Genomic DNA, 23,907 nt, shown 5'->3' with positions numbered 1-23,907 from the left:
CCCACAAGCGCGTTCGCATCAAGCACGCTCGATGATCACAGACTGAGACTCACCGTCACCACCGACTACGGAACAGACCCGCTCGTTTGACAGACCCGCGCCACCCCAAAGCCGCTCCGCCGACCTCGTCACAGGATCCGTTGACTGTGTGCCGAAATCTCAATGGTCTGCGGTTGTCTCGCGACGGCACCGCGACGTTTGATCTGTTGCGAGGAGACCCACACGATGTCCGGATGGCCAGTAGCAGCCAGCTGACGCAGTGCGTCCTCTTGTTTTTGAGTCGGCACAAGCTCATAAACGTCCGCCACCAGAATCTCCAGCGATTCAGCCCACGGACTGTAGCGAATCCGATCCACCTCTCGCCCGAGATAATTATGCATAATATGCGGGAATTTATCTAGCGGCAGAATGCCAGTAGCAAGCAACTCTTCCTGGAACTCTCGCCATGGAGAATCCTCACGACCTTGCCGAGAGTCGAACCATCGAAAAAACTGAAATATCTGCTTCCCTGGAACTCGTACGCGTAGATCGCCATAGCTCACGGAATCAAGAGGGATCAGGTCATCATCCGTTACCCCCATGGCAGAAAGCGCAGCGTTCCCCTGAGGCGAAACCTTATGCACCCCGCCCACCGGCTGGAACTGAGTGCGGTACCGCGATCCCCGAATCAGCAGATACTTTCCGTCAACGTAGATTTTGAACAGATACGAGGTCGAGACACGAATGGAACGGTTGCGATAGCGCAGTGAGTACCAAAGCTGTCTGATATGCCCCCAGTTCTGTGCTATCTCGTCAACCACTGGCACGAACAGGCCGACACTGAGGCCAGCCGTCATATTGACGAGGGTGGGGTTGGTGATAAAAAAGCTGGCTACTCCTGACGAAATCGCCAGGAGTGCGTAGACAGTAAGCCGCAGCAAAGAAGTCTCCTAGCGAGGTAGGGGCACTGCGGGATCGCCGAGGAGGTAACGACTCACCCACACTAGTCTGGAATTTGATTGCGCCAGTCTCTCAAGTAGCGGGCGGGAAACTGAACGGGCTCCGTACATTGCGACAAGCAGCGCACGTGAGTCTCCTCGTTGCGAGCCTGTTTGAGGGCACACCAAGCGTCTCTGGCGCGCCCAGCGGAAGCAAACACGTCGGAAAGCTGATCGAGGAAGCCACGAACGGCGAAGAGGAGAATCGACAGCACACCAAAAAATGCGAGGATGGCGAGCGTTACGGCCGCGTCCAACGGTTTCGGTACCTTTCTGATCAGGTGACCGAGCCAAAACTCTCGCGCAGGCCATTCGTCGGCTCGGCCACAATGAAGTGGCTCGAACCGAGAAGCCCCACGCTCGACGCAACGCGGTGTCTCAGTTGCCGAGGTCGGTGCCCTCGGCTTTCCTCTAGGAACTGCTGGCCATGCTGAGTCGAGGACCTTCAAACGACTGTGCGAGCCAGCATCGATTGGGCGAGATGCACAGGTGAAAGTCTGCACGCTGCCCCGGTCTCGCGCCGTTGGAACGCCTACACCATGCAGATGTAGATCACAACGGCGACGCATAAGGTCATCCGACTGCGCGCAGGATGTTGCACTCCAACGCGCTAACCCGATGCTAGGTCAAGTCCAGGCAAGATCGCACCTATCTCGTCGCGCAAGTGAGCCTCGCCTCAGCGGAGTTGATTGGGCGGAGCTGTAATGGTCTACGCGGCAGCGGGTGGCTCCTCATCGTCCGCCGAGGCTGGGACTGGGGGCAGCAGCTCATCCGGCTTGGCCGCTTCATAGCCCGCTTCAACGCTGCCAGTAGCCCGGCAGTTCACCGCCGCCAGCCCCGCGGCCGGCCGGAGGATGCCTCGGGCGGCCGCGGGGTGTTGCGCCGCGTGACGCGGCCGACGCCTTTGCCCGACGGAACCGAGGTCAACGGCTGGGGAGGGTGACCTCGGCTGTTCGGCGAGGACCTCGCGCGCGAGCCGGCGCAGGCTCTTGTCGTCCATGCCGGCGCAGGCAGCGGGGTACGTGCCCGCTGCGGCCTCCTTCAGATGCTCGCTCATGGCGATGTCGCAGGCGGCACGGTCGGGCTCGTTGCCGTCACCGGTGCACGCGGTGAGCGGGACGAGAGGCAGCCCGGTGAGGACCGCGCTGTGTCGGGACCGCATGGTTGTCCGTGGGGTGAGTTCGTCAGGACGAGGCAAGGCTTCCGGCCGGAGCAATGACCTGCTGATCCGGCTTCGGATCGGCGCACGTGCGAGAGATCAGCCACGGGGCTTTCGCGCCCCATCGCGCGGGCAGGACCGCCCCGCCGTGGCAGGCGGGGCGGGCCCTGAGTTCCTCCGTCCGTACCGTACGGCCCGCGCTACGGCCGTACGGCGGAGTGGTCCCGCTCGTGCTTCCGTGCACCGGCGCCCGCGCCGATCCGCTCGCGGACCAGCGCGATCGCCACGACCAGCGCCGCGACCAGCAGCGACAGCAAGAGGATCTCGCGGTTGTCGTGCTCGGTGTCGGTGAGCATGTAGCCCAGCACGAATACGATCAGCGCGATAGTCGCCCAGGTCAGATACGGGTACAGCCACATCCGCACGACCAGCTTCTCGGGCTCCTCCCGCTCGATGACCTTCCGCAGCCGCAGCTGCGAGAAGCAGATCACCAGCCACACGAACAGCGCCACGGCGCCCGAGGAGTTGACCAGGAAGAGGAAGATCGTGTCCGGGTACGCGTAGTTGAAGAAGACCGCCACGAATCCGAAGACGACCGAGGCGAGTACCGCGGCGAGCGGCGCTCCGCGTGAGGTGGTCCGGGCGAACGACTTCGGCGCGTCGCCACGTTCGCCGAGGGAGAAGGCCATGCGGGAGGCCGTGTAGAGGCCGGAGTTGAGGCAGGACAGCACGGACGTCAGCACGATGAAGTTCATGATCTGGCCGGCGTGCGCGATGTCGAGGGAGTCCAGGGCGGCGACGTAGGAGCCCTTCTCCGTGACAGAGGGGTCGTTCCACGGCAGCAGCGTCACCACGACGAAGATCGAGCCGAGGTAGAAGACGGCGATGCGCCAGATCACGCTGTTGGTGGCCCTGGTGACCGCACGCTGCGGGTTCGCGGTCTCGCCGGCCGCGAGGGTGACGATCTCGCTGCCCATGAAGGAGAAGACGACGAGCAGCATGCCTGTGAGGATGGCGCCCGGTCCGTTCGGCAGGAAGCCGCCGTGGTCGGTCAGGTTGGCCAGCCCGGCTCCCTGACTGTCCACGCCGGGCAGGACGCCGAGGACAGCGAGGGCGCCGACGACGATGAACGCGACGATCGCCACGACCTTGATGCCCGCGAACCAGAACTCGAACTCGCCGTAGGAGCTGACGGAGACCAGGTTGGTGGCGGTCAGCACCACCATCACGATCAGGGCCCAGGCCCACTGCGGCACGGCCGGTATCCAGCCCTCCAGGATCACCGCACCGGCGGTCGCCTCGACCGCGAGCACGACGACCCAGAAGAACCAGTACAGCCAGCCGATCGAGAACCCGGCCCAGCGGCCCAGCGCACGGTCGGCGTGGGCGGAGAAGGATCCGGACGTCGGGTTGGCGGCGGACATCTCACCGAGCATCCGCATCACGAGGACGACCATGGTCCCCACGAGGGCGTAGGACAGCAGGATGCCGGGTCCTGCGGTGGCGATACCGGAGCTGGACCCGACAAACAGGCCGGCGCCGATGACACCGCCGATGGCGATCATGGACAGATGGCGGTTCTTCAGTCCGGCCTGCAGACCGTCCGAGGGGGGAGTCGGTTCGCGTGTGCCGGACGGCACCTGGGCATCGTGCGTTGTGGGCATGAGCATCCTTGACTAGCGGTTCAAGATTCAGCGGCCGGCCCGCCGGCCGACGGCTCGGGCGGGCCAGGGAAAGGTGCGGCTGTGCGGGTGCGATGCCGGGAGCGCGCGGGGAGGAATCCAGGGCGCTGCCGCGGGCCGAGGGCCGGTGCACACCTGCGCGCTCTTGTGGAGACAGGCGAACTGCGGTTTCCGCACCGGTTGCGGTGCTTTGAGATCGCCCGGGTCAGGCCGGAAGGTGGGGGCTTCCCCGATGTCTCATGGGCAGAAAGGGTATGGACGGGCTGCGAAATCCGTACATGCTCCATCGTGGCCGGAATCGAGGTGATTATTGTCCGCGGTGGAGCTTGCGCACCGGCGGGAGTGGAGTCTGCGCTCCGGGTCGGGTCCATCTTCCGGGAGCCGCGCGGGCGGGGAGCTCAGGTAACCCTCTTCACCTCCGACACCGACGACATGCATCAACTCCTCGCGGGACACTCCGTGCGAGTCGAGAAGGTCTGACGAAACGCCGTCCGCGCCTCACTCCGGCCACTCGCCGGCTCCTCCGAGGAACCCATGCCCTCGTCGAACCGCATCCACCGGCACGCATTCAGCTCACGCGGGTACGGGAAGCACCGTGATCACCTGAGCACTGCGGAGGGGTGTTTCCCTTGGTCAGACACTACGTGGCCCGCATCTCCGCAGCTCACAGCCCCGCCCGGAGAAGACTCCTCAAGCGGGTGTCGCAGGTCGAAACCCGCCGGGGGCACCAGCCGAAAGGCCCCGGACCGATCATGGTCCGGGGCCTTCGACGGCGCCCGCACCGGCGAAGCCACGGCGCGTGCGAGCGACGGTGCGTCGGCCCCAGCCAGCCACGATGCGCCGGGCGTCGCAGGCGCTCAGGACGGCACTTCTTCGACCCATCACGGCCAAGCCCGCGGAGTTCAGGACGGGCGTCATGCGAGCAGTCCGGACTCGCACTCCGGGGGCGGCTGCGACCATCCGGGATCTGGACATGGCGACTCGACATCCGGGCATGGCGACTCAGGGAGCGGAGATGTCACGCCGGATGCGCATGGCGGTGACGGTGCAGGGCCTTCGCGCGGTGACGCCGGCGGCCAGCCCCCGGGCCAGGCCGAATCGCGTCCGATGGAACTGGGGGGCGAGGCAGAGCAGCGGCTGCGCGAGGGAATCCGGAGCATCCCGCGGAACACCATGACGCCCAAGGTGGTGGAGAGGATCGCGTACGTCGTGCGGGACCGTCCGGATCAGGTCCCCGGGCTCGGTGAACCTCTCGAAGGGGACTGCCGGGCGACGCAGGTCCTCGTGCAGCGACTCCTCGTCCAGGGACCAGGGACACGAGACCGAGCGGGACATGCCGCTCCACCACCTCCCGCGGCCGTGCCCGGCCGAGCGGCAGACGGACCACCTGTGGACTGTCCCGGTCCGCCCGCGCGACGAAGACGTACGTCTCCGACGTGGCGACCAAGAACGCGAAGAGCACGACGCGCCACGGATCCGCGCCGGCGTCGGCCGCGCTGCCGGGATCCGCCGCGGCATGCCCGGCAGTCATCGGCCGGTGCCCTTGGTCGCAGCCCGGCGTTGCCCCGCTGCGCTCTCTTCCACCGTCACTGCCTCGGTCCCGCCGTGGACCTCTCCCCCATGCCCGTCCCCGTCCGCATGGCCACTGCCCCGCCCTTGCCCGGATCGGGGCGACACGCGAACGGCTCCTGCCCCTGCCGGAAACGGGCCGATCAGACCCCTCGGGAAGCGGGAGGTCCAGCAAGTGGACGGCTCTTGGTGGCGGCAGGCGGCTGAGGTAGAAATGGTGCCCATGACTTCCGATTCGTTGGTGCGACGCCTGGTCATCGACCTGTGCCGGCGCCCCGTTTCGTGTTGTCGCTAGTCGCGTCCCTGGTGCGGTGCTGACGGTCCTTCGGACCGGTCGCCGCTGACGCCGCCGCCGTGAAGGCGGTTCCTCTCCCCTGTCGCACCTTCACCTTCGGTGCCTTCACCCGAGTCGTCCGGCTCCATCGGCCTCGGTTCTCACTGTCCTGGCGCTCCCTGGAGGCCACCCGTGCCCACGGCACCCCCGTATCCCTCGTCGCCCGAGTCGCCCACGTCGCGGCTTTCGCCCACGCCGCGGAAGCCGCCGCCGTCCTCTGCTGTGGCCGCCCCGGCACGGGCCGGCTGGCGGCGCGTGCGTCATCTCGGGCTTCCTGTCGGCTCGTTGCTGCTCTTCCTGTCGTTGTGGCAGGTGGTGGCCGCTGCCGGGACCTGGAGCGAGACGCTGGTGCCGCCGCCGGCCAAGGTGTGGGACGCGTTCGTCGAGGTGTCCACCACGCACGACGGCGTACGCGGCTACAACGGCACCACGCTGATCGAGCACCTGGGCATCAGCCTGCGGCGCATCGCGCTCGGGGCCGGGATCGGCATCGGGGCCGGGGTGCTCTTCGGGCTGGTGATGGGCACCGTCGGATGGGTGCGGTCGCTGTTCGAGCCCTGGATCACCTTCCTGCGCACGCTGCCGCCGCTGGCGTACTTCTCACTGCTCGTCATCTGGCTCGGCATCGACGAGTCGCCCAAGGTGACGCTGCTCGCGGTGGCCGCCTTCCCGCCGGTGGCGGTCTCCGCGACGACCGCTGTCACGGCCGTTCCGAAGCATCTGGTGGAGGCCGCCCGCGCGCTGGGCGCCTCACGCCGGGACGTCGTCAGGGACGTCGTGGTCCCGTCCGCGCTGCCGGAGACGCTCACCGGTGTCCGGCTGGCCGTCGGGGTCGCCTACTCCTCGCTCGTCGCGGCCGAGTTGGTCAACGGGCTGCCGGGGATCGGCGGCATGGTCAAGGACGCCGCCAACTACAACAACACTCCCGTGGTGCTGGTCGGGATCATCGCGATCGGGGTGTCCGGTCTGCTCATCGACGGGCTGCTGCTGCGGCTGGAACGCGCCGCCGTGCCCTGGCGCGGGCGCGCGTGACATCCGCCGGGCCGCACAGCCACCCGGCTCGCTCCCCGCCCGTCATCCCACCCGTCCACCGCCCGCTCGCCCGCTCACCGGTCCCGGCCACCCTCGCTCACCCCCGTCTCGAACACGCAGCACCTCATATCCTCCCCGCACAGGAACGGCTTCCCATGTCCTCCTCCGCTTCGCGTCCCCCGTCCCGCCGGCCCTCCCGCCGTCTGCTGCTCGCCGGTGCCCTCGCCGCCGTCGCCGGCACCGTCACCGGATGCTCCGCGGACAGCGCGGCCTCGGCGTCCGGTGGTGCCAAGCGGCTGCGCATCGGCTACTTCGCCTTTCCCAGCGGTGATCTGATCGTCAAGAACGGCAGACTGCTGGAGCAGGCACTGCCCGACCACGAGATCACCTGGATCAAGTTCGACTCCGGTGCCGGTGTCAACCAGGCCTTCATCGGCGGCTCCCTCGACATCGCCGCCCTGGGGTCCAGCCCGTTCGCCCGGGGCATCTCCGGTTCCTCGCCCATCCCGTACAAGGTGGCCTGGATCCTCGACGTGGCGGGCCGGAACGAGGCGCTGGTGGCGCGCAAGGACACGGGGGTGACCGAGGTCGCCGGGCTGAAGGGGCGGAAGGTCGCCACGCCGTTCGCCTCCACCTCGCACTACAGCCTCCTGGCGGCACTGGAGGCGGCCGGGCTCAAGGCGTCCGACGTCAAGCTGATCGACCTCCAGCCGCAGGCCATCCTCGCCGCCTGGCAGCGCGGCGACATCGACGCGGCCTACGTCTGGCTGCCGACTCTGGACGAGCTGCGCGCCGCCGGCACCGAACTCACCAGCAGCAAGGAGATAGGCGCCGCCGGCAAGCCGACCCTGGACCTGGCGGTCGTGTCGGACGAGCTGATCTCCAAGGATCCGAAGGCCATCGACGCCTGGCGGAAGGTGCAGGCCGAGGCGCTGCGGCAGCTGAAGTCCGACCCGGACGGTTCGGTGAGGGCGGTGGCGGCCGAGCTGGGCATCAGCGCGGCCGACGCCCAGGCGCAGCTGTCGCAGGGCGTGTTCCTCACTCCGCAGGAGGTCACCTCCGCCGACTGGCTCGGCAGCGACGGCCGTCCCGGCAAGCTGCTGACCTACGTCACCGACACCGCACGGTTCCTGGCCGGCCAGAAGCAGATCGACGTCGCGCCCGCCGAGGACGTCGTCCGCAAGGCGTTCTACCTGGAAGGGCTGCCCGATGTCCTCGACTGAGACCATGGAGCGGAGCGGCGGGCCGTCCCGTGACCGGCAGGCCGCCGTCCGGCTCGACGGCGTGGCGCACCGGTACGACGGTGTGGCGGCTGTGGGGCCCGTCGATCTGAGCGTTCCGGCGGGCGAGTTCCTGGTGCTGGTGGGCGCCTCCGGCTGCGGCAAGAGCACGCTGCTGCGGCTGATCGCCGGCTTCGAGCGGCCCTCTCACGGGACGGTACGGGTCTTCGGGAGCGAGCCCCGGCCCGGTGCCGCGGCCGGTGTCGTCTTCCAGTCGCCGCGGCTGTTCCCGTGGCGGACCGTGCGCGGGAACGTCGATCTGGCGCTGCGGTACGCGGGCGTCGGCCGTGGCCAACGGGCGCCGCGGCGGGCGCAGTTGCTGACGCGGGTCGGGCTGGAGGGCTTCGAGGAGCGGCGCACCTGGGAGATCTCCGGTGGTCAGCAGCAGCGGGTCGCCATCGCCCGGGCCCTGGCGGCCGAGCATCCGCTGTTCCTGCTCGACGAGCCGTTCGCGGCGCTGGACGCGCTCACTCGTGAGCGGCTTCAGGAGGACGTCCGCCGGGTGGCCGCGCAGACCGGGCGGACCACGGTGTTCGTGACCCACTCCGCGGACGAGGCGGTGTTCCTCGGCTCGCGCATCGTCGTGCTGACCAAGGGGCCCGGGACCGTGGCGCTGGACCTGCCGATCGACCTGCCGCGCGGCGGCGTCGACGCGGAGGAGCTGCGCGAGTCACGCGAGTTCGCTGAGCTGCGCGCGCGGGTCTCCCACGCGGTCAAGGAAGCCGCGGCCGCGGCCTGAGCCCCCTGCCTGATCTGCCTGATCAACCCCTGAAAGGACACTGTCATGAGCGTTCTCAGCGAGCGGCCCGCCGTCGCGGCCCAGCTCCCCCTCACCCCGCTCGGCCCGCACTTCGGCGCCGAGATCCACGGTGTCGACCTCGGCCGGCTTGACGACGAGCACGTCCTCGCGGTGCGCGAGGCGCTCGTGCGGTACAAGGTGCTGTTCGTCCGGGGTCAGGACGGCCTCGACGACGCCGCGCAGATCGAGTTCGGCAGGCGGCTCGGCGAAGTCACCACCGGGCATCCGGTGCACGACTCCGGTGACGTGGCGCCCGAGGTGTACTCCCTGGACAGCCAGGACAACGGCTTCGCCGACGTATGGCACACCGATGTGACGTTCGTACGGCGGCCGCCCGCGATCTCCGTGCTGCGCGCGGTGGTGCTGCCGCCCGCCGGCGGCGACACCAACTGGGCCGACAGCCAGCTGGCCTACGAGTCGCTGTCGCCGGGGCTGCGGGTGTACGTCGACACGCTCACCGCCGTGCACGACGGCACCCGCGAGTTCGGCTACTACCTCGCTCAGCGCCGGCAGGGCCGCGGCAACGTCTGGGAGGGCGAGGTGTTCACTCAGCTGACGCCGGTCGAGCACCCGGTGGTGCGGGTGCACCCGGAGAGCGGCCGCAAGGGGCTGTTCGTGAATCCGGGGTTCACCTCGCACATCGCCGGCGTCTCCGAGTACGAGAGCCGCGGCATCCTCGACATCCTCTACGCCCACCTCACCAAGCCCGAGCACGTCGTACGCCACCGCTGGCAGCCGGGTGACGTGGCCCTGTGGGACAACCGCAGCACGGCCCACTACGCCAACCGCGACTACGGCGATCAGCACCGCGTCATGCACCGGATCACCCTGCGCGGGGACGTGCCGACGGGCCCGTGAGCGACGGCTCCGCGGCACACTCCCCGATCCGCCGGTGCGGGACCGGGCACGCAAGGGCGGTGAGGGGCGGCTGCGGGCTCGTCACCGTCCTCTCGCCGAGGGACGTGACCACGCGGCTTTCGCTCCGGCGTGTGCGCCTGACCGAGCGGAACTCCGCATGCCTCGCGGGCCGCTGCCAGCTGGCCGAACGCATCGGCCAGGGCGGCGTGGGCCGGGTCTGGCGTGCCCTGGACCGGCAGCTCTTCGGACGCGGCGACGGGTGCGACTGCCGGACCCGGATCCGGGCCGACTCCGACCTGGCGTGGGCGACGGGTCGGCACAGTCCCTGTGGCCCTCCCGGCGACGCTCGCGCGGGAACGCCCCACGGCGGGTGGCTGCGGGGCGCCTTGTGGGGTCTAGTCGACCTGCTCCCCGTCGTGCGTACCGCCCCGGCAGAAGTTGCCCTCCTCATTGATCGCGGGCGTTCCGCCGCCCTGCCTGCACTCAGAAGGGGTGACGACGGATGGGGCACCCTGTGCAGTGGCGGTGGCGGCGCCTGTGAGGCCGAGTCCGGCGAGGGCTGCCGTGGCGATGACGGCGGCGACTTTTCGGCGAATGCGCATTCGATTTCCCTTTCACGGATTGCCTCGACTGGGGCACTAGACAGCCTTGCCTTCACCCATTCGGGTGGCACGTTGTGTTGCTCCATTCGGGTGATAGTGCTGGCGGGTGCGGGGCGGTGACACGACCGCGAAGCCGTCGATCCCGCCGTCGAAGGCGCGGCCTCGGGGCGCAGGGGCGCGGGACACCCCTGACGAGACCCTGTTCGCGGGCATCGCGGGCATCGCGGGCATCGCGGGAGTTGCGCGTCGCGGCCGCCCCCCGGGTGCCCGGGACGGGCGGGAGAGAGCGTGCGACGCTGGAGTGAGGGGCCCGCGAGCGGAGGTCCGACTGCGCCGCGTCAGGACCGGCCCCTCTCCTTCGGCCTCGCGTCCATGTCCCGGTGCGGCTCGATGGACGCGACACAGAATCGTGCGGTCAGTCCGTGCGCCCGCCGGCCGGTAACACCACACACGAGCGTCGCCAGGCGGCCTCGCCCGGTGGATCCGGGCCCGCCGGGACCGGGACCGCGCGACCGACCCGGAAGGCAGGTGCGTCCCATGCGCACGTCGACCCGTATCGCCGGTGCCCTCACCAGCCTGGCCCTCACCGCCGGCGGCGCGGTCCTCGCCGCTCCCGCGGTCCGGGCGGACATCCCCGCCTGTACCCGGATGGCCGAACTGGCCGGTGCCACCGCTTCCGACTCCGTCACAGCGGCCTGCAGCCGTGGCGTGGTGGGAGATCTGCGCAGTTGTGTGACCGGGCTGACCGCGGCCGGAGTGGCGGGCGGCGCCGCGACCGGTGCCTGCCGGGCGGCGGCCCACGAACCGCGTTAGGGAGCGCGCGCGGCAGCCGCCCGCCGGCACCGGTCGGGGGCAGGTACGGCCCGTCTCCTGCTCAACCCCCGGCCTGCCCGGACCCGGCGCGGCCCCCGTGGGCAGTCTGGGAGAGGTCGTTCTTCCAGGGTGGTGGCCAGGGAACGGACTCCGCTACGCGCGTCCCCCGCACGCCCAGGCCGACGCGGGCCAGTTCGAGGAAACGTTGCCGTGCCTGCCGGAATTCCGCGTAGGCCTGGTCCCAGCCGCCCTGTTCTCTTGTCGGGAGTCCACGGGCCAGCCATTCCAGATGCCACAGGCAGTGGTTCAGCCTGACAGCGGCCGTGTTCGTCCTGACGTCCCCCAGCATCCACACCGTCTCCGCGAGTGCCGAGCGTTGCACCTCCGCCTCCGCCACTTCGGCGAGAACCTCGTCAGTGGGCTCCAAGGGCGCGGCTCCGCTCGCGGCGATGCCCTTGGCGACCGCGATCCGCCGGTAGCGGTGCGCGAGTTCCTTCACGGCGTGGGCGTACTCGGCATACGCGCTCAGACGACGCTCATCCCACCGGACGGACTGTTCCCGGCGCCATCGTGCCCGCTCCACGATCATGGTTGTCGCCATCGACAAGACGGCGCCCACGGCCACGCCGAGCAGCGTGGCCAGTTGACCAGTCAGACCCATGAGTGCTTCATAACCCGCCCGCCCGAGCGGCAATCGCAGGTGAGTCGGGCGGCAGTCCGCCCGAACCGCATCAGCGTGCGCCGCCACCGCTCGGGGATGTCGGACAGCAGCCCCGCGGCCGCCGCCTCCGCCGCGTTGCGCCGGTACAGGCGCGGCATCACCTGGCGCCCGGATCGTCGTCGTGCATCAGCGCGCACCAGACGAACTGGAGCAGGTCCTTGCCCTGCGGGAGGCGCCATCCCGGCACGTCCCGGGCGTACAGCTGGAGGATCGGCACCATGGGCACCGCGCCCGGGACGATCTCGGTGCGGTTGCGCGGGTCGGAGCCGTACGTCCAGTGGTCCGGCTGGGCGCAGTACGGCCACGGTTCGTCCGCGGGCCACAGCAGCCCGCCTCCCAGCGGGCTCTCCCGCACGTCCGGGTCGCCCGGTTCCGGGTTGAGGACGACGGCCTCCCGTGCGAGTGCCGCGTACTCCGGGATCAGCGCACGCACGTCCTTCGCGGGCGGCTCGGGCCCTTCGATCGTGCTTCCGGGCATCGTGGCTCCCCCCACAACGTACGGAGATCGGCGGGTGTCGCGGGCACGGTAGTGCCCGCCACCGACGAGCGGCGCCCCGCGGTGCGAGGTGCCCGTGGAGACCGCGGGGGCGATACTGGTGGGCACGGCTCTCCACCCGTCTCGACGCGAGGAACGGGGGACCCCGATGTGCCGCTGGATCGCCTACTCGGGTACGCCCATCCTGCTCAGCCAGGTCCTGTTCCGGCCGGAGCACTCCCTGATCGACCAGAGCCTGCACTCCCGTCTGGGCGTGGAGACGACCAACGGTGACGGGTTCGGCATCGGCTGGTACCCGGGGGACACCGACACGGACACCCCGGCGGTCCTGCGCGACGTCGGCCCGGCCTGGAACAACCGCAATCTGCTGGAGGTCGCCCACCACGTCCGGTCGGGGCTGTTCTTCGCGCACATCAGGGCCTCGACCGGGACGGCCGTGCAGCAGACCAACTGCCACCCCTTCCGCAGCGGTCGCTGGATGTGGATGCACAACGGGATGATCAGCGAGTTCTCCCGGCTCCGGCGGGACCTCGCCCTGGCCGTCGACCCGGCCCTGTACGCCGGCATCGAGGGCTCCACCGACTCCGAACTCATGTTCTTCCTGGCCCTCACCTTCGGCCTGACGGACGATCCCCCCGGCGCCGTGGCGCGCATGGCGGGCCTGGTCGAGACGACGGGGCAGGCGTACGGCGTCCCGCACCCGTTGCAGATGACCGTCGCGGTGACCGACGGCGTCCGCGTGTGGGCCTTCCGTTATTCCAGCGAGGGGCGCTCCCGGTCGCTGTACTACAGCACCAGGGTGGAGACCCTCCGCGCGCTCCATCCGGACGCCTCGTTCCTGCGCGACGTCTCCGACGACACCCGCCTCGTCGTGTCCGAGCCGCTGGGCACCCTCCCCGGCGCGTGGAACGAGGTGCCGGAGAGCAGTCACGGCATCATCCAGCCGGGCGGCGACGAGCTGCACGCCTTCCGCCCCGTTCCTCCGGGCGGTCCCCGCCCGAACTGAGCGCCACCCGCCAGGTGCCTCGGAGCGCCCGGACGCGTGCGCGCACACTCACCCGCGCCGGGTGAAGCCGCCCCGGTGCCCGCCGTGCGCACCATGAGGGGGACGGAACGGCTGCCGGGCACCGCCGAGCGGAGGCCCGGCACGAGCACGGCAGCCGCCCATCCGCACACACGAAACGAGACTCCAGATGACCGCGACACACTCACAGCCGGCGTCCCCGGCGAAGCAGGCGTGGGCCTCCGGCCTGACGGCCTTCGCCGCCGTGATGCTCTCCCTGGTGGGACTGCTCGACGTCCTCCGGGGCATCATGGCCATCGCCGAGGACGACATCTTCGTCACGACGCGCAACTACGTGTTCGAGTTCGACCTGACCAGCTGGGGCTGGATCCACCTGGTGCTGGGCGCCCTGGCCATCGTCATCGGCTTCGGCCTGCTGCGGACGGCGATGTGGGCGCGCGTGGCGGGCGTGGCCATCGCCGGACTCGTCATCATCGCCAACTTCCTCTCCCTGCCGTACTACCCGGTGTGGTCGGTGGCGATGATCGCGATCTCGGCCTTCGTCATCTGGGCCCTGTGCGTGGTCCAGCAGGACAACCTCTTCGACCTGTCCGAGGAGCGGCCGCCGCGTGACGTCTGAGGCGGTACGGAGAGGAGGGCGTACGGGTGCGCCGACGGGATGCGGGGGGTACGCCGGGCGGGGAGCGGGCCGCGGGCGAGGGCAGTGCCGGGCTGGCCCGCCTCGCCCTGCTCGCCCTGCTCGCGAGCGTCCTGGTGCCGCTCGTCGCCGCCGGCCTGCGCAGCGTGCTGTGGGTGCCGGCCGGCGTGGCCGGGCTGGCGCTCGCCGCCGTCGGCGTGTGGTGGGTCCTGGCCCACACCGGGGTGCTCCGCGCTCTCGGCGCGGCCCTGTCGGTGCTCGCACCGCTCGCCGTGCTCGCCCTGTTCGCCGCCCACGGCATGCTGGGCCCGGCCCTGCTGTCCCTGGCCCTGTGGCTGCTGGCCGTCACGGCGGCCCGTACGGCCCCGGGCGCCGGGCCCGCCGTCTCCCGGCGGTCCGGGCAGCGGGTCGCCGCCGCGGCGCCGCGCACGCCCTGGGTCCTGATGAATCCGCGCTCCGGCGGCGGGAAAGTGGGCCGTTTCCAGCTGCTGGACAAGGCCCGGGCGGCGGGTTGCCGGGCGGTCCTGCTCCAACCGGGCCAGGACGTCGCGGAGCTGGCCCGGCAGGCCGTGGCCGAGGGAGCGGACCTGCTGGCGGTGGCGGGCGGGGACGGCACCCAGGCGCTGGTGGCCGAGGTCGCGGCCCGGCACGACGTGCCGTTCGTGGTGATTCCGGCCGGCACCCGCAACCACTTCGCCCTCGACCTCGGCCTCGACCGCGACGATCCGGCGGCGGCCCTGCGAGCCCTCACCGACGGCGTCGAACTCCGGGTCGACCTCGGGTACGCGGCGGGCCGGGTCTTCGTGAACAACGCCTCGTTCGGCGCGTACGCGTCGGTCGTCGTCGATCCCGCGTACCGGGGCGCCAAGGCCCGTACGACCCTGCGCACCCTGCCCGGCCTGCTCACCGGCGAGGGCGCGGCCCGGCTGCGGATGCGGGCGGACGGCGAGGAGACGGACGGGCTGCAGGCGGTGCTGGTCAGCAACAACCCGTACGGACGCGCCGTCGACGCGGCACGGCCGGGGCGCAGGGAACGGCTGGACTCGGGGCTGCTGGGCGTGGTGTGCGTGCGGGTCGGTGACACCGTCCAGGCCGCTCGGGTGGTGGGCGGTCCGCGGGCGGGGTCCGTGGTCCGGCTGAGCGCCGCGGAGGTCGTCGTCGCCGGCGGCACGGACACCCTCCCGGTCGGCATCGACGGGGAGCACGTCGTCCTGCCGTCACCCGTCGTGTGCCGCGTCGCGCCCGGAGCGCTCCGGGTCCGGGTGCCGCGCCGGCGTCCCGGCCTGTCGCGGACCGGCGGGGCGGCGGCGGACTGGCCGCGCGTGGCCCGGCTGGCGCTGGGCCGCTGACCCCGGGAACGCCCGGCCGTCGGGCGTCGCGGTGGGAGGCCGCCGCCCGGTAGGGCGACCCGCGGACCGGACCCCCTCGCGAAGCACGGCCGGCGTGAGCTGTCGGCATGCCGTGCCCTAAGCGGTCCTGGACGCCCTACGCGGTCCTGGACCGCCTCCCCCACCGCCGGCCCGCCTCGCCCGGCACGCCGCCGCCCCACCTCGCCCGGCACACCGGCGGCGCGACCCACCGGCGACACGGCACACCGGCGACGGCAGGCGTCCCCGTCCGGCCCCCGGCCCCGCCCGGCCGCCGCCGGCCCGCCCGCCCGCCCGCCCGCGCGTCAGCTCACCGCGCAGCTCCCCCCGTTCACGGCGAAGCCCGTCGGCGCCGTGTTCGTCGCCCCCCTCGCGCCCGTGAATCCCACCGTCACCGACCCGCCGGCCGGGATCGTGGACGTGTAGGACACCGGGGTGACCGTCACCGCGCCGCCCGTCTGCCGTGCCGTGCCGCCCCACATCTCCGTGACGGTCTGGCCGTCGGTGAAGGTGAAGGACAGGGTCCAGCCGGTCAGCGCGGCCCGGCCGGTGTTGCGGAGCGCGATCTCGCCCTGGAAGCCGCCGGGCCACTCGTTCACGACGCGGTAGCCGACCGCGCAGGGCGCGCCCGTGGCCTGGCCGGTGGTGACGGCGACCGTCGCCGAGCGGGCCGAGCGGTTGCCCGCCGCGTCGCGCGCGTAGACGGCGAAGGTGTACGCCGTGGCGGGTGTCAGGCCGGCGACCGCGGCGCTGCCGGTGGCCGAGGAACCGGCCGCCGTCTCGGTGGCGCCGGCCACCCGGACCACGTCGTAGCCGGTGACCCGGACGTTGTCCGTGGCGGCCGGCCAGGTGAGGGTGACCGACGTGGCGGTGACCGCCGAGGCGGTCGGGGTGTCGGGCGCGGTCGGGGGCTGGGTGTCGGCCGGGGTGCCGCCGCCGAAGACCGTCGCCTCCTCGGCCGTCTGGGCGATGCCGTGCGCGCCGTGGAAGACGCGCCGGCCCCAGGAGCTGAGCCGGCTCGGGTCGAAGTCGACGGCCAGGTCGAGGACCGGGTCCGTGTTGCCGCTCCAGGACCAGGCCAGGTAGCCGAGGCCGAGCTGTTCGGCCGCGGCCATCACCGTGTTCTCGTCCGGGTCGCCCCACTGGTCGGCCGGACCGCCGAACTCACCGATCAGGATGGGAAGTCTCGCGGCGACGAAGGCGTTGAGGTAGTCCGTGATCTCCTGTGCGGTGTCGTAGACGCTGTACATGTGGACCGAGAAGATCAGGTTGCCGGTGGGGTCCGCGCCGTACACGGAGCGGGCGTTGGCGCGCATCACGCCCTGCCAGTCCTGGCCCCAGTTCGGCGCGTCCACCATGATCGTGTGCGCGAACCCGGCGCCGCGCAGCTTCTGTACGGCGGCGACGGTCGGCGCGGTCCAGCCGGCCGGGTCGGTGTTGCCCCAGGGCTCGTTGCCGATGTTGATGACGACGTAGTCCTCCTGGCCGGTGAGGACGCCTCTCAGGCCGATCCAGTAGTCGGCCGCGTGGTCGAGCGTGCCGGCGGCGGGCTCCTCGCCGTACCCGGTGGTGTCGTGCACCTCCAGGACGCAGATCAGCCGGTTGGCCCTGCACCGGGCCACGACGGAGGCCACGTCCTCGGGGGTGTTCCTGGTCCAGCGGTGGCCGTCGGACAGCACGACGCGGACGCTGTTGGCGCCGAGGGCCTTGATGTCCGCCAGCGACTGGGTCTCGCCCGGGTACCAGGTGTGGGCGTGGTTCACGCCGCGCATGACGAAGTCGTTGCCGTTGCCCTCGACCAGCCGGCCGCCGCTGATGTGCAGGCCGGTGGCGAGCGCGTCGGCGCCCTCCGCCCCCCGCGTCCGGCCACCGCCCGCCGCCGCGGCCCGACCGCCGCCCGCCGAGGCCCGGTCACCGCCCGCCGAGTCCCGACCTCCGCCCGCCGCCGACGCCGCACCGCCGCCCGATCCCCGCGCGTGGGCCGGCCCCGCGCCCACCGCGACGAGGCCCAGCAGCGTGACCAGGGCGGTCAGTAACGCCGCGACGAGGCTCCCCCTCCTCGCGCGGCGCGCGCCACGGCGTGCCGGGGATCGGGGACTTGAGTGTGCTCGTGATCGTTGCTCTGCCACCGTGACTCCCGGAGTGAGCGTCAGAAACGTGTCATCGAACTGCCGATCGGCATGGGAGCGCTTCCACTCGCCGCTTCATGAACCCACTCCGACAGGGGCACGTCAAGGAGTCGCGCGCTCTTCGCCGCGCTCCCGGCGCATCCCCCACGCCAGCCACCCCGTCACCGCGAGCGACGCCCCCGCCATCACGGCCATGGCCACCGCCGGTGTGCCGGCCTGCGCCACGGCCCCCGCCACCGCCGCCGCGGCCCCCTGCGCGGTGAGCATCCCGGCGGAGTGCAGCCCCAGGCCCTGTCCGACCAGTCCGTCCGGCGTCCGCGCCACCAGCCGTTCCTGCTGCACCAGACTCGCCGCGAACCCCACCGACGCCACCGCCGCCAGCGCCCCGGCGGCCACCGGCCCCGGCCGGAGCGCGAAGAAGACGTACGGCAGGGCCAGGAGCAGCAGCAGCGGGACGCCGAGGCGCCCGCGGCGGTGGGGCGGGACGAAGCGGCCGACCAGCACGTCTCCCACCAGCATCCCCAGCGCCGCGCAGGCGAACAGCAGCCCCGCGGACCGGGGGGCGTAGGAGACGAAGAGGGACTCGCAGCCGACGACCAGGCCGTTGGGGACCCAGAGGGCGACGTAGAGGCGGCGGCGGGTCGGGGAGGCCCACAGCAGGGCGTTGGTGCGCCAGGTCGCCGCCACGGACGGACGGGCGGAGGCGCGCGGCGGGCGGGGCGTGAGGCCCAGCCGGGCCGTCAGCGCGGCCGCGCAGAACAGCAGCGCCGACAGCAGCAGCGTGCCGCGTGCCGAGCCGATCGCCGCCAGGAGCACGCCGCCCGTGGCGTACCCGGTGATCTGGGCGATCCCGCTCATCGTGTTGAACAGCGAACGGCCCAGCAGGTAGCCGTCCTTGGAGAGGATCTCCGTCAGCAGCCCCCAGCGCACGCCGCCGCCCAGCGAGGCGATCAGCCCCTGCGCCAGGACGACGGCGAGGACGGACCAGATCGGCAGGCCGGGGATCGCCAGGAGCGCCGTACCGGCCGCGAAGCCCAGCGAGACGGTGGTCAGCGCGCTCCTCGGCGGCAGGCCGTCCGCCCAGGACAGCAGCAGCGACGCGCCCAGCACCTGTGCCAGCGACGGGCCGAACATGCTGAGCGCCGACAGCAGCGGCGAGCCGGTCGCCTCGTACACCAGCGTGCCCAGGGCCAGGCCGCCGGTCGTCTGGCCGGCGATGCCGGCCGCGGAGGAGAGGAAGAGGGGGGTGAACTCCGGTGTGCGGAAGAGATGGCGGTAACTGCGGGGTCGTTGGCTGCGGGGTCGTTGGCTGCCGTGTCGGCGACTGCTCATGCGCGGAGTCTCCGGCCGCCCGGCGGGGGCCGGTTATCGTTTCGCGCACACGCGAAAGGAACCGGGCGGCGGGGGCGGGCTCATGGGCTGGTGGCAGGTCGACGCCGACACCCTCGCCCGCAGCCGCTTCGTCGTCTCCCCGTACGCCGAGACCTTCGCGAGCCTCAAGCTGCTGCACTCCGGCGCCGGTGCCCACCCCGGCGAGCAGGCCTGGCTGCGGACCCACCTCCCGGCGTACCGGGCCCGGCTCGCGGCCGATCCGGTCACCGCGCTGCTGGTCCGCGCCGGTGTCGGCCGACGCTGGATCGCCGACTTCCTGACGCCGGCCCCGCGGGACGGCGAGAGCTTCGCGGAGGCGGTCGCGCGGGTCCGCGCGGCCCGCCCCGAGGCCGTCCGCGAGCACCTGCGGATGTCCCTCGGCGGCCCGCCGCCCGCCGCGCTGGCCCGGGACGACCTCGCCGAGCGGGCCGCGCGGCTGCTGGAGTACGTGTGGCAGGAGGGCGTACGACCGTACTGGGACCGCCGGCGGCGGGTGCTGGAGGCGGATGTGGTCGCCCGCACGGCGCGGGTCGGCCAGTGCGGCTGGGCGGCCGTCCTGGACGCGCTGCGGCCGGGCCGGACGCGGTGGCTCGGGGAGAGCCGGCTCCAGGTCAACCGGCACGCGTATCCGCCCCGGGAGATCTCGGGTGCGGAACTGCTGTTCGTGCCGGTCACCCCGCAGACCGGGTGGGTGTCGTGGGAGGAGCCGCGCCGGGAGCGGTACGCCGTCGTCTACCCGTGCTCGGGCGTCCTCGCGGGCGCGCCGGGCGGCCGTCCGCCCGTGCCCGCCGGGCTCGGCGCGCTGCTCGGGCGGGCGCGGGCGGAGGTGCTGGTGCTGCTGGCGTCGCCGATGAGCACCACTCAGCTCGTCGCCGTGACCGGGCTGGGGCTCGGGTCGGTCGGCCGGCATCTGCGGGTGCTGCTGGACGCGGGGCTGGTGGAGCGGCGGCGGGCCGGGCGCTCGGTGCTGTACTCACGGACGGCGGCGGCGGCGGTGCTGTGCGGGTCGGCGGATCGCGCGGGCGACCCGGAACCGCCTCCTGCGGGGCACCCTCCCGCAAACCTCCCGGCGTAGCATCCGCCCCATGACGACCAATGACACGCACGCGTCCGTCCTCGACGTCGACATCGACGCGCTCCAAGGCGGCTCCGCCGACCTCGGGCAGTACGCGGGGCGGGCCGTGCTCATCGTGAACGTGGCCTCGAAGTGCGGGCTGACCCCGCAGTACGCCGGGCTGGAGCGGCTGCACGAGCGGTACGCGGACCGTGGCCTCACCGTGCTCGGCGTGCCCTGCAACCAGTTCCTCGGGCAGGAGCCCGGCAGCGCCGAGGAGATCGCCGAGTTCTGCTCGGCGACGTACGGGGTGACCTTCCCGATGACCGAGAAGGTGGAGGTGAACGGGGAGGGCAGGCATCCGCTGTACGAGCGGCTGGCCGGCTTCGCCGACGCCGAGGGGCACAGCGGGGACATCCGCTGGAACTTCGAGAAGTTCCTGATCGGACGGGACGGCACGGTGGTCGCCCGGTTCTCGCCGCAGACCGAGCCGGAGGCGCCGGAGGTCGTGGCGGCGGTGGAGGCCCAGCTGGCTGGCTGACCCCCGCCCGGGAGCAGGGCCGAGCCCTCTCGGCTAGGACGGCGAAACTGGTCGAGAGGGCTCTTGGGGTCCTGCTGTGCGGTGGTCGGGCGGCGTCAGGAAGATTCCTCCCCCTACGCCTTGACCGAGGCCACGAAGACGCTCCACGCGGTCGCGGGGAACGCCAGGACGGGGCCCTCGGCGACCTTGGAGTCGCGGACGGAGATCGCGGACAGGACAGGGGACTTGATCTCGACGCACGCGCCGTTGCCCTGGGAGTACGAGGACTTGACCCACGTGTCCGTCGCGCCCTGCTTGATTGCCATTTTCGCTCCGGTAAGCAGTTGCTGAGTTACTGTGATTGCGCCAACGTTCATGCTCGATGGCGTGATTGACGCTACTCGCCAACATCGGTGCGCGGAGCGACTATTCACTCGACCGGCTGGCATATTCCAGTGGGGTCTTCCGTCCGGGACGGGCCACGGTGTATCTTTCCGCGCCCCTTGTCCCGTAGGGCTCAGCGGGCGTAGCTCTTCGCCACGTCCGACAGGAACTCCCGGCTCTGGTCGACGTTGAGCGCCTGGGCCCGCAGGTGCTCGTACATCACGCTGTACTTCTGCACGTCCTGCGGCTTCTCCAGGTACAGGTCGCTGGTGACGCCCTCGATGTAGACCACGCTGGAGTCCGCGGCGTCGGGGAACTCCAGGATCGCGTACTGCCCGCTCACGCCGGGGTGCGCGCCCATCGAGAAGGGGATCAACTGCACGGTGACGTGCGGCAGCTGGGACATCTCCAGCAGGTGCTCCAGCTGGTCGATCATCACCTGTTTGTTGCCGACCTCGCGGCGTACGGCCGCCTCGTCGAGCACCGCCCACAGGCGCAGCGGGTTCTCGGCGGCGGCAATACGTTCCTGCCGGCGCAGCCGCACCTGCACGCGTTTGTCGATGTCGGCCGGCGTCGCCTCCGGCAGCGCGCCCTGGATCAGCGCCTCCGCGTACTGGCGGGTCTGGAGCAGGCCGGGGACGACCTGCGGGTCGTACACCCGGAGGCTGGCCGCGTCGGTCTCCAGGCCGATGTAGACGCTGTAGGGGATGTCGCCGAAGGAGTGCCACCAGCCCTGCTGCCGGGAGTCCTTGGCCATCTGCATCAGCGAGTCGACGATCCGGTGGTCCTCCACCTCGTAGACACCGCACAGGTCGCGGACGTCGCGCTGGCTGATGCTGCGGCGGCCGTTCTCCAGGCGGCTGATCTTCGACTGGGACACCAGCAGCCGCTCCGCCACCTCCTCGGCCGTCATGCCCTTGAGCTCGCGGAGCCTGCGCAGCTCCTGGCCCAGCCGGCGCCGCCTGACGGTGGGATTGACATTGGACGCCACGGGACGTGCACCTCCGGCTGCGTGCCTCGATTGCAACTATGCGTATCTGCTGTTGAGCAGATTGCCACCAAGGTGTCGCCTACCGCTGGGAAACAGCGGATATACGGCAGGTACGCGTCAGTTGGCCCGAGGGCCCCGCAGGGCACTCCGAAGACCTGCCGAGGGCCTTCCCGAGAGCGCCGGAGGGCGTCGGAGGGCCTTCCGGAGCGACCGAGGGGCGTCCGAGGGACGTCCTAGGGGCACGGGAACACGCGCCCGCGCGGGGCGGTGGAGCCGTCCGTCGTCCGGACGACGGCTCCACCGCCCCGCGCGGGCCACTGCGGCTCCCGAACCGGGTCGTGGGGTCGTGCTCGCCGTGGAACTGCGGCTCAGTGGGCCACGGCGCGTGCCATGGTGCCGTGGCGCGGCTGCACCGGGACACCTCGGGCGGGCTCGGCCCCGGCTCCGGCGGCGGCCTGGCGGCCGACCGGGGCCGGGCTGCGGCGCGGCTGGGCCGCGACACCGTTCTGGACGTCCATCACGGCGTGCGCCACCAGGCCGCCCATCGGGTCGTGCCTGATCAGGTCCCGCAGCCGGGAACGGGACGAACGGCCCTCGTTGCCCGGATACAGGTGCTTGCCGAGCCCGACCGCGTGGGCCAGGGCGGCGAGCGCCGCGGTCCGCGGGTCCGGCGGCACGCCGGTGCGGATCGCGCTGTCCAGCCGGGTCCTGATCTCCCGGCTGATGGCGTTGTCCGTCGCCTGGTAGCGCGTCGTCGGCAACACCCCGCACATCTGGCCGGCCACGGCGTGCACCATGCCGCACCGCTCCAGATGCGACAGGTAGGTCTGGCGCAGCCCCAGTCGCGGCCCGCCGATCCAGTGGACCGCGCGTACCGGAGCGCCGCGCCTGCGCAGCAGCTCCAACGCGCAATCCAGGGTCGGATCTCCTGTCGGCCGTGGCACCACCACGGCGATACGATCCCCGTCTGGGGCTATCCGTCCGGCCAGCGCCAGCTCCACTAGCTGCGCTCCGGCCAGACCCAGATCGAGCGACTGCGGCTGCGCAGTGGTACCCGTGGCCGGGTCCAGTGCCAGCAGCAGAAGCTCCTCCGGAAGTGTTCTGCGGCTCCTGCCCATCCATGCCTCCCCGCGTGGATGAATGACAGGGTGACCCCTCTCACATTGGTCTGTCGAGGGTGCGTGACCTGTTTGTAAGGGAACCGATAGGTATGTCGTTCTCGTCTTCGGCGTTGCTCAGGCCCGCACACAGGACACTGGTACATGGTTCGGACAGCGCTTCGGACCGTGCTGTGGGGGCGGTGGTCCGGGCAGCGGTTCACGGTTGGGTACGCGCACGGAGGCGTGCGGCGCATGGAGGAGGCATCGGTGGCGGGCGAGTCCCCCGACAGGTCGAAGCAGCGCGAGTCGTCGGCAGAACCGACGTCGGGGAGCGCGAATCCGGTTCCCGAGGCCAGGAACGCCGCCGCCGGTGACCCACGGCTCGCCGTGGTCCGGGAGTCCGGGGGCGCGCGCCCGGCCGACACGGCGACGCGGGTGCTCTCGGTGAAGGAGCGCCCCGAGACCGCCGGGGACGCCCGGAACGCCGAGGACGCCGACGACACCGACGAGGGGCCCGCGGGCGGGGACGGGCGCGAGGGGGCCGACGAGGGTGACGGGGCCCGCGCGGCGGGGGACGCGCGGCTGCGGGCCGCCGTGACCGGCTGGGCGACGTCCGACGGCGAGAAGACCGGAGCCCCGGCGGGGTCCGACCGCGAGCCGCAGGACGAGCCCCAGGACGAGACGCGGGACGAGACGCAGGACGAGCCGGAGACCGACGCCGACACCGACAGCGACACCGACGCCGCGGAGCCCGGCGACAAGGCCGCCGTCGCCGCCGCGCCGGAGGACGGGAAGCCCGCAGAGGCGGAGCACGCCGACGACTCCGCCGGGCTGGACGCCGACGAGGACACGGCCCCCGCCGACGCGACGGACTCCGACGACTCCGGCAAGAACACCCCCGACGACACGCCCCCCGCCGGCACCGAGGACACCGACGAGCGGGACACCGCCGAGGACACGGCCCCCGCCGACGCGACGGACTCCGACGACTCCGGCAAGAACACCCCC

The 23,907-nt window shown here is 71.6% G+C and carries 21 protein-coding genes and 1 pseudogene; 11 read left to right on the top strand and 11 right to left on the bottom strand.

The annotated features are described in order from the left end of the window. Positions 1–128 precede the first annotated feature (128 nt). From ACFF45_RS26040 to ACFF45_RS26030, 3 genes are all read right to left on the bottom strand, one after another. Positions 129–920, bottom strand: coding sequence for an SMODS-associated NUDIX domain-containing protein (locus ACFF45_RS26040; RefSeq protein ID WP_381348896.1), 792 nt, complete (start codon positions 918–920; stop codon positions 129–131). Positions 921–2,336: 1,416 nt separating this feature from the next. Beyond that, positions 2,337–3,800 carry an amino acid permease gene (locus ACFF45_RS26035; protein ID WP_381348894.1) on the bottom strand — a complete coding sequence of 488 codons (1,464 nt, stop codon included), beginning with the start codon at positions 3,798–3,800 and terminating at the stop codon, positions 2,337–2,339. A 1,020-nt stretch (positions 3,801–4,820) separates the two neighbouring features. Beyond that, positions 4,821–5,153 carry a hypothetical protein gene (locus tag ACFF45_RS26030; RefSeq protein ID WP_381348893.1) on the bottom strand — a complete coding sequence of 111 codons (333 nt, stop codon included), beginning with the start codon at positions 5,151–5,153 and terminating at the stop codon, positions 4,821–4,823. Between the two features lie 823 nt (positions 5,154–5,976). On the opposite strand from ACFF45_RS26030, the gene ACFF45_RS26025 reads away from it, so the two are divergent. The 4 genes from ACFF45_RS26025 to ACFF45_RS26010 all read left to right on the top strand — a co-directional run bounded on the left by ACFF45_RS26025 (position 5,977) and on the right by ACFF45_RS26010 (position 9,690). Continuing rightward, positions 5,977–6,753 carry an ABC transporter permease gene (locus tag ACFF45_RS26025; RefSeq protein ID WP_381348892.1) on the top strand — a complete coding sequence of 259 codons (777 nt, stop codon included), beginning with the start codon at positions 5,977–5,979 and terminating at the stop codon, positions 6,751–6,753. A 155-nt stretch (positions 6,754–6,908) separates the two neighbouring features. Then, the gene (locus ACFF45_RS26020) at positions 6,909–7,976 is read left to right on the top strand and encodes a taurine ABC transporter substrate-binding protein (RefSeq protein WP_381348891.1); all 1,068 of its coding nucleotides are present in this window, start codon (positions 6,909–6,911) and stop codon (positions 7,974–7,976) included. Beyond that, complete coding sequence (locus ACFF45_RS26015; protein WP_381348890.1) at positions 7,963–8,772, top strand: ABC transporter ATP-binding protein; 810 nt, start codon at positions 7,963–7,965, stop codon at positions 8,770–8,772. The genes ACFF45_RS26020 and ACFF45_RS26015 overlap by 14 nt, the downstream gene beginning before the upstream one ends. A 45-nt stretch (positions 8,773–8,817) precedes the next feature. Continuing rightward, positions 8,818–9,690, top strand: a complete 873-nt coding sequence (locus tag ACFF45_RS26010) for a TauD/TfdA dioxygenase family protein (RefSeq protein ID WP_381348889.1) — start codon at positions 8,818–8,820, stop codon at positions 9,688–9,690. 395 nt (positions 9,691–10,085) lie between these two features. Here ACFF45_RS26010 and ACFF45_RS26005 read toward each other — a convergent pair whose 3' ends face one another. Beyond that, on the bottom strand, positions 10,086–10,292 hold the full coding sequence (locus ACFF45_RS26005; protein WP_381348888.1) for a hypothetical protein: 207 nt from the start codon (positions 10,290–10,292) through the stop codon (positions 10,086–10,088). A gap of 537 nt (positions 10,293–10,829) precedes the next feature. Here ACFF45_RS26005 and ACFF45_RS26000 point away from each other — a divergent pair. Then, the gene (locus tag ACFF45_RS26000) at positions 10,830–11,105 is read left to right on the top strand and encodes a hypothetical protein (RefSeq protein ID WP_381348887.1); all 276 of its coding nucleotides are present in this window, start codon (positions 10,830–10,832) and stop codon (positions 11,103–11,105) included. Positions 11,106–11,166: 61 nt separating this feature from the next. On the opposite strand, the gene ACFF45_RS25995 is transcribed toward ACFF45_RS26000, so the two are convergent. Both ACFF45_RS25995 and ACFF45_RS25990 read right to left on the bottom strand, forming a co-directional pair. Next, positions 11,167–11,766, bottom strand: a complete 600-nt coding sequence (locus ACFF45_RS25995) for a hypothetical protein (protein WP_381348886.1) — start codon at positions 11,764–11,766, stop codon at positions 11,167–11,169. A 157-nt stretch (positions 11,767–11,923) separates the two neighbouring features. Beyond that, entirely contained in the window at positions 11,924–12,304 is a 381-nt protein-coding gene (locus tag ACFF45_RS25990; RefSeq protein ID WP_381348885.1) for a hypothetical protein, read from the bottom strand. A 166-nt stretch (positions 12,305–12,470) separates the two neighbouring features. On the opposite strand from ACFF45_RS25990, the gene ACFF45_RS25985 reads away from it, so the two are divergent. The 3 genes from ACFF45_RS25985 (at position 12,471) to ACFF45_RS25975 (ending at position 15,332) form a co-directional block, all read left to right on the top strand. Continuing rightward, complete coding sequence (locus tag ACFF45_RS25985; RefSeq protein ID WP_381348884.1) at positions 12,471–13,328, top strand: class II glutamine amidotransferase; 858 nt, start codon at positions 12,471–12,473, stop codon at positions 13,326–13,328. Positions 13,329–13,515: 187 nt separating this feature from the next. Further along, complete coding sequence (locus tag ACFF45_RS25980) at positions 13,516–13,965, top strand: DUF7144 family membrane protein (RefSeq protein ID WP_381348882.1); 450 nt, start codon at positions 13,516–13,518, stop codon at positions 13,963–13,965. A 26-nt stretch (positions 13,966–13,991) separates the two neighbouring features. Continuing rightward, positions 13,992–15,332 carry a diacylglycerol/lipid kinase family protein gene (locus ACFF45_RS25975; RefSeq protein ID WP_381348881.1) on the top strand — a complete coding sequence of 447 codons (1,341 nt, stop codon included), beginning with the start codon at positions 13,992–13,994 and terminating at the stop codon, positions 15,330–15,332. A gap of 323 nt (positions 15,333–15,655) precedes the next feature. Here ACFF45_RS25975 and ACFF45_RS25970 read toward each other — a convergent pair whose 3' ends face one another. Beyond that, the gene (locus ACFF45_RS25970) at positions 15,656–17,347 is read right to left on the bottom strand and encodes a cellulase family glycosylhydrolase (protein WP_381348880.1); all 1,692 of its coding nucleotides are present in this window, start codon (positions 17,345–17,347) and stop codon (positions 15,656–15,658) included. 234 nt (positions 17,348–17,581) lie between these two features. Continuing rightward, positions 17,582–18,811 carry an MFS transporter gene (locus ACFF45_RS25965; protein WP_381348879.1) on the bottom strand — a complete coding sequence of 410 codons (1,230 nt, stop codon included), beginning with the start codon at positions 18,809–18,811 and terminating at the stop codon, positions 17,582–17,584. Between the two features lie 82 nt (positions 18,812–18,893). Between ACFF45_RS25965 and ACFF45_RS25960 the strand changes: the two genes are divergently transcribed. Then, positions 18,894–19,925, top strand: coding sequence for an ArsR/SmtB family transcription factor (locus tag ACFF45_RS25960; protein ID WP_381348878.1), 1,032 nt, complete (start codon positions 18,894–18,896; stop codon positions 19,923–19,925). Positions 19,926–19,935: 10 nt separating this feature from the next. Then, the gene (locus tag ACFF45_RS25955; protein ID WP_381348877.1) at positions 19,936–20,445 is read left to right on the top strand and encodes a glutathione peroxidase; all 510 of its coding nucleotides are present in this window, start codon (positions 19,936–19,938) and stop codon (positions 20,443–20,445) included. Positions 20,446–20,558: 113 nt separating this feature from the next. On the opposite strand, the gene ACFF45_RS25950 is transcribed toward ACFF45_RS25955, so the two are convergent. The 3 genes from ACFF45_RS25950 to ACFF45_RS25940 all read right to left on the bottom strand — a co-directional run bounded on the left by ACFF45_RS25950 (position 20,559) and on the right by ACFF45_RS25940 (position 22,917). Beyond that, positions 20,559–20,750: a DUF397 domain-containing protein gene (locus ACFF45_RS25950; protein WP_381348875.1), complete on the bottom strand. Its 192-nt coding sequence runs from the start codon at positions 20,748–20,750 to the stop codon at positions 20,559–20,561. Between the two features lie 191 nt (positions 20,751–20,941). After that, positions 20,942–21,799: a helix-turn-helix domain-containing protein gene (locus ACFF45_RS25945; RefSeq protein ID WP_381348874.1), complete on the bottom strand. Its 858-nt coding sequence runs from the start codon at positions 21,797–21,799 to the stop codon at positions 20,942–20,944. A gap of 368 nt (positions 21,800–22,167) precedes the next feature. Next, positions 22,168–22,917, bottom strand: a complete 750-nt coding sequence (locus ACFF45_RS25940) for a GOLPH3/VPS74 family protein (RefSeq protein ID WP_381348873.1) — start codon at positions 22,915–22,917, stop codon at positions 22,168–22,170. Positions 22,918–23,151: 234 nt separating this feature from the next. Between ACFF45_RS25940 and ACFF45_RS25935 the strand changes: the two are divergent. Beyond that, positions 23,152–23,907 (top strand): annotated as a pseudogene (locus ACFF45_RS25935) (D-alanyl-D-alanine carboxypeptidase); the annotation flags it as partial.

The sequence above is a fragment of the Streptomyces cinereospinus genome (assembly GCF_042430725.1).
In the GTDB taxonomy this organism is placed as follows: Bacteria; Actinomycetota; Actinomycetes; order Streptomycetales; family Streptomycetaceae; genus Streptomyces; species Streptomyces cinereospinus.
This window is presented reverse-complemented; position numbering and strand designations above follow the sequence as displayed.

Bases quoted from the DNA above. Each gene is read 5' to 3' on its own strand.
- ACFF45_RS26035 (WP_381348894.1), bottom strand. From the start codon at position 3,800: ATGCCCACAACGCACGATGCCCAGGTGCCGTCCGGCACACGCGAACCG.
- ACFF45_RS26030 (WP_381348893.1), bottom strand. From the start codon at position 5,153: ATGTCCCGCTCGGTCTCGTGTCCCTGGTCCCTGGACGAGGAGTCGCTG.
- ACFF45_RS26020 (WP_381348891.1), top strand. From the start codon at position 6,909: ATGTCCTCCTCCGCTTCGCGTCCCCCGTCCCGCCGGCCCTCCCGCCGT.
- ACFF45_RS26015 (WP_381348890.1), top strand. From the start codon at position 7,963: ATGTCCTCGACTGAGACCATGGAGCGGAGCGGCGGGCCGTCCCGTGAC.
- ACFF45_RS26010 (WP_381348889.1), top strand. From the start codon at position 8,818: ATGAGCGTTCTCAGCGAGCGGCCCGCCGTCGCGGCCCAGCTCCCCCTC.
- ACFF45_RS26005 (WP_381348888.1), bottom strand. From the start codon at position 10,292: ATGCGCATTCGCCGAAAAGTCGCCGCCGTCATCGCCACGGCAGCCCTC.
- ACFF45_RS26000 (WP_381348887.1), top strand. From the start codon at position 10,830: ATGCGCACGTCGACCCGTATCGCCGGTGCCCTCACCAGCCTGGCCCTC.
- ACFF45_RS25995 (WP_381348886.1), bottom strand. From the start codon at position 11,766: ATGGGTCTGACTGGTCAACTGGCCACGCTGCTCGGCGTGGCCGTGGGC.
- ACFF45_RS25990 (WP_381348885.1), bottom strand. From the start codon at position 12,304: ATGCCCGGAAGCACGATCGAAGGGCCCGAGCCGCCCGCGAAGGACGTG.
- ACFF45_RS25985 (WP_381348884.1), top strand. From the start codon at position 12,471: ATGTGCCGCTGGATCGCCTACTCGGGTACGCCCATCCTGCTCAGCCAG.
- ACFF45_RS25980 (WP_381348882.1), top strand. From the start codon at position 13,516: ATGACCGCGACACACTCACAGCCGGCGTCCCCGGCGAAGCAGGCGTGG.
- ACFF45_RS25965 (WP_381348879.1), bottom strand. From the start codon at position 18,811: ATGAGCAGTCGCCGACACGGCAGCCAACGACCCCGCAGCCAACGACCC.
- ACFF45_RS25960 (WP_381348878.1), top strand. From the start codon at position 18,894: ATGGGCTGGTGGCAGGTCGACGCCGACACCCTCGCCCGCAGCCGCTTC.
- ACFF45_RS25955 (WP_381348877.1), top strand. From the start codon at position 19,936: ATGACGACCAATGACACGCACGCGTCCGTCCTCGACGTCGACATCGAC.
- ACFF45_RS25950 (WP_381348875.1), bottom strand. From the start codon at position 20,750: ATGGCAATCAAGCAGGGCGCGACGGACACGTGGGTCAAGTCCTCGTAC.
- ACFF45_RS25940 (WP_381348873.1), bottom strand. From the start codon at position 22,917: ATGGGCAGGAGCCGCAGAACACTTCCGGAGGAGCTTCTGCTGCTGGCA.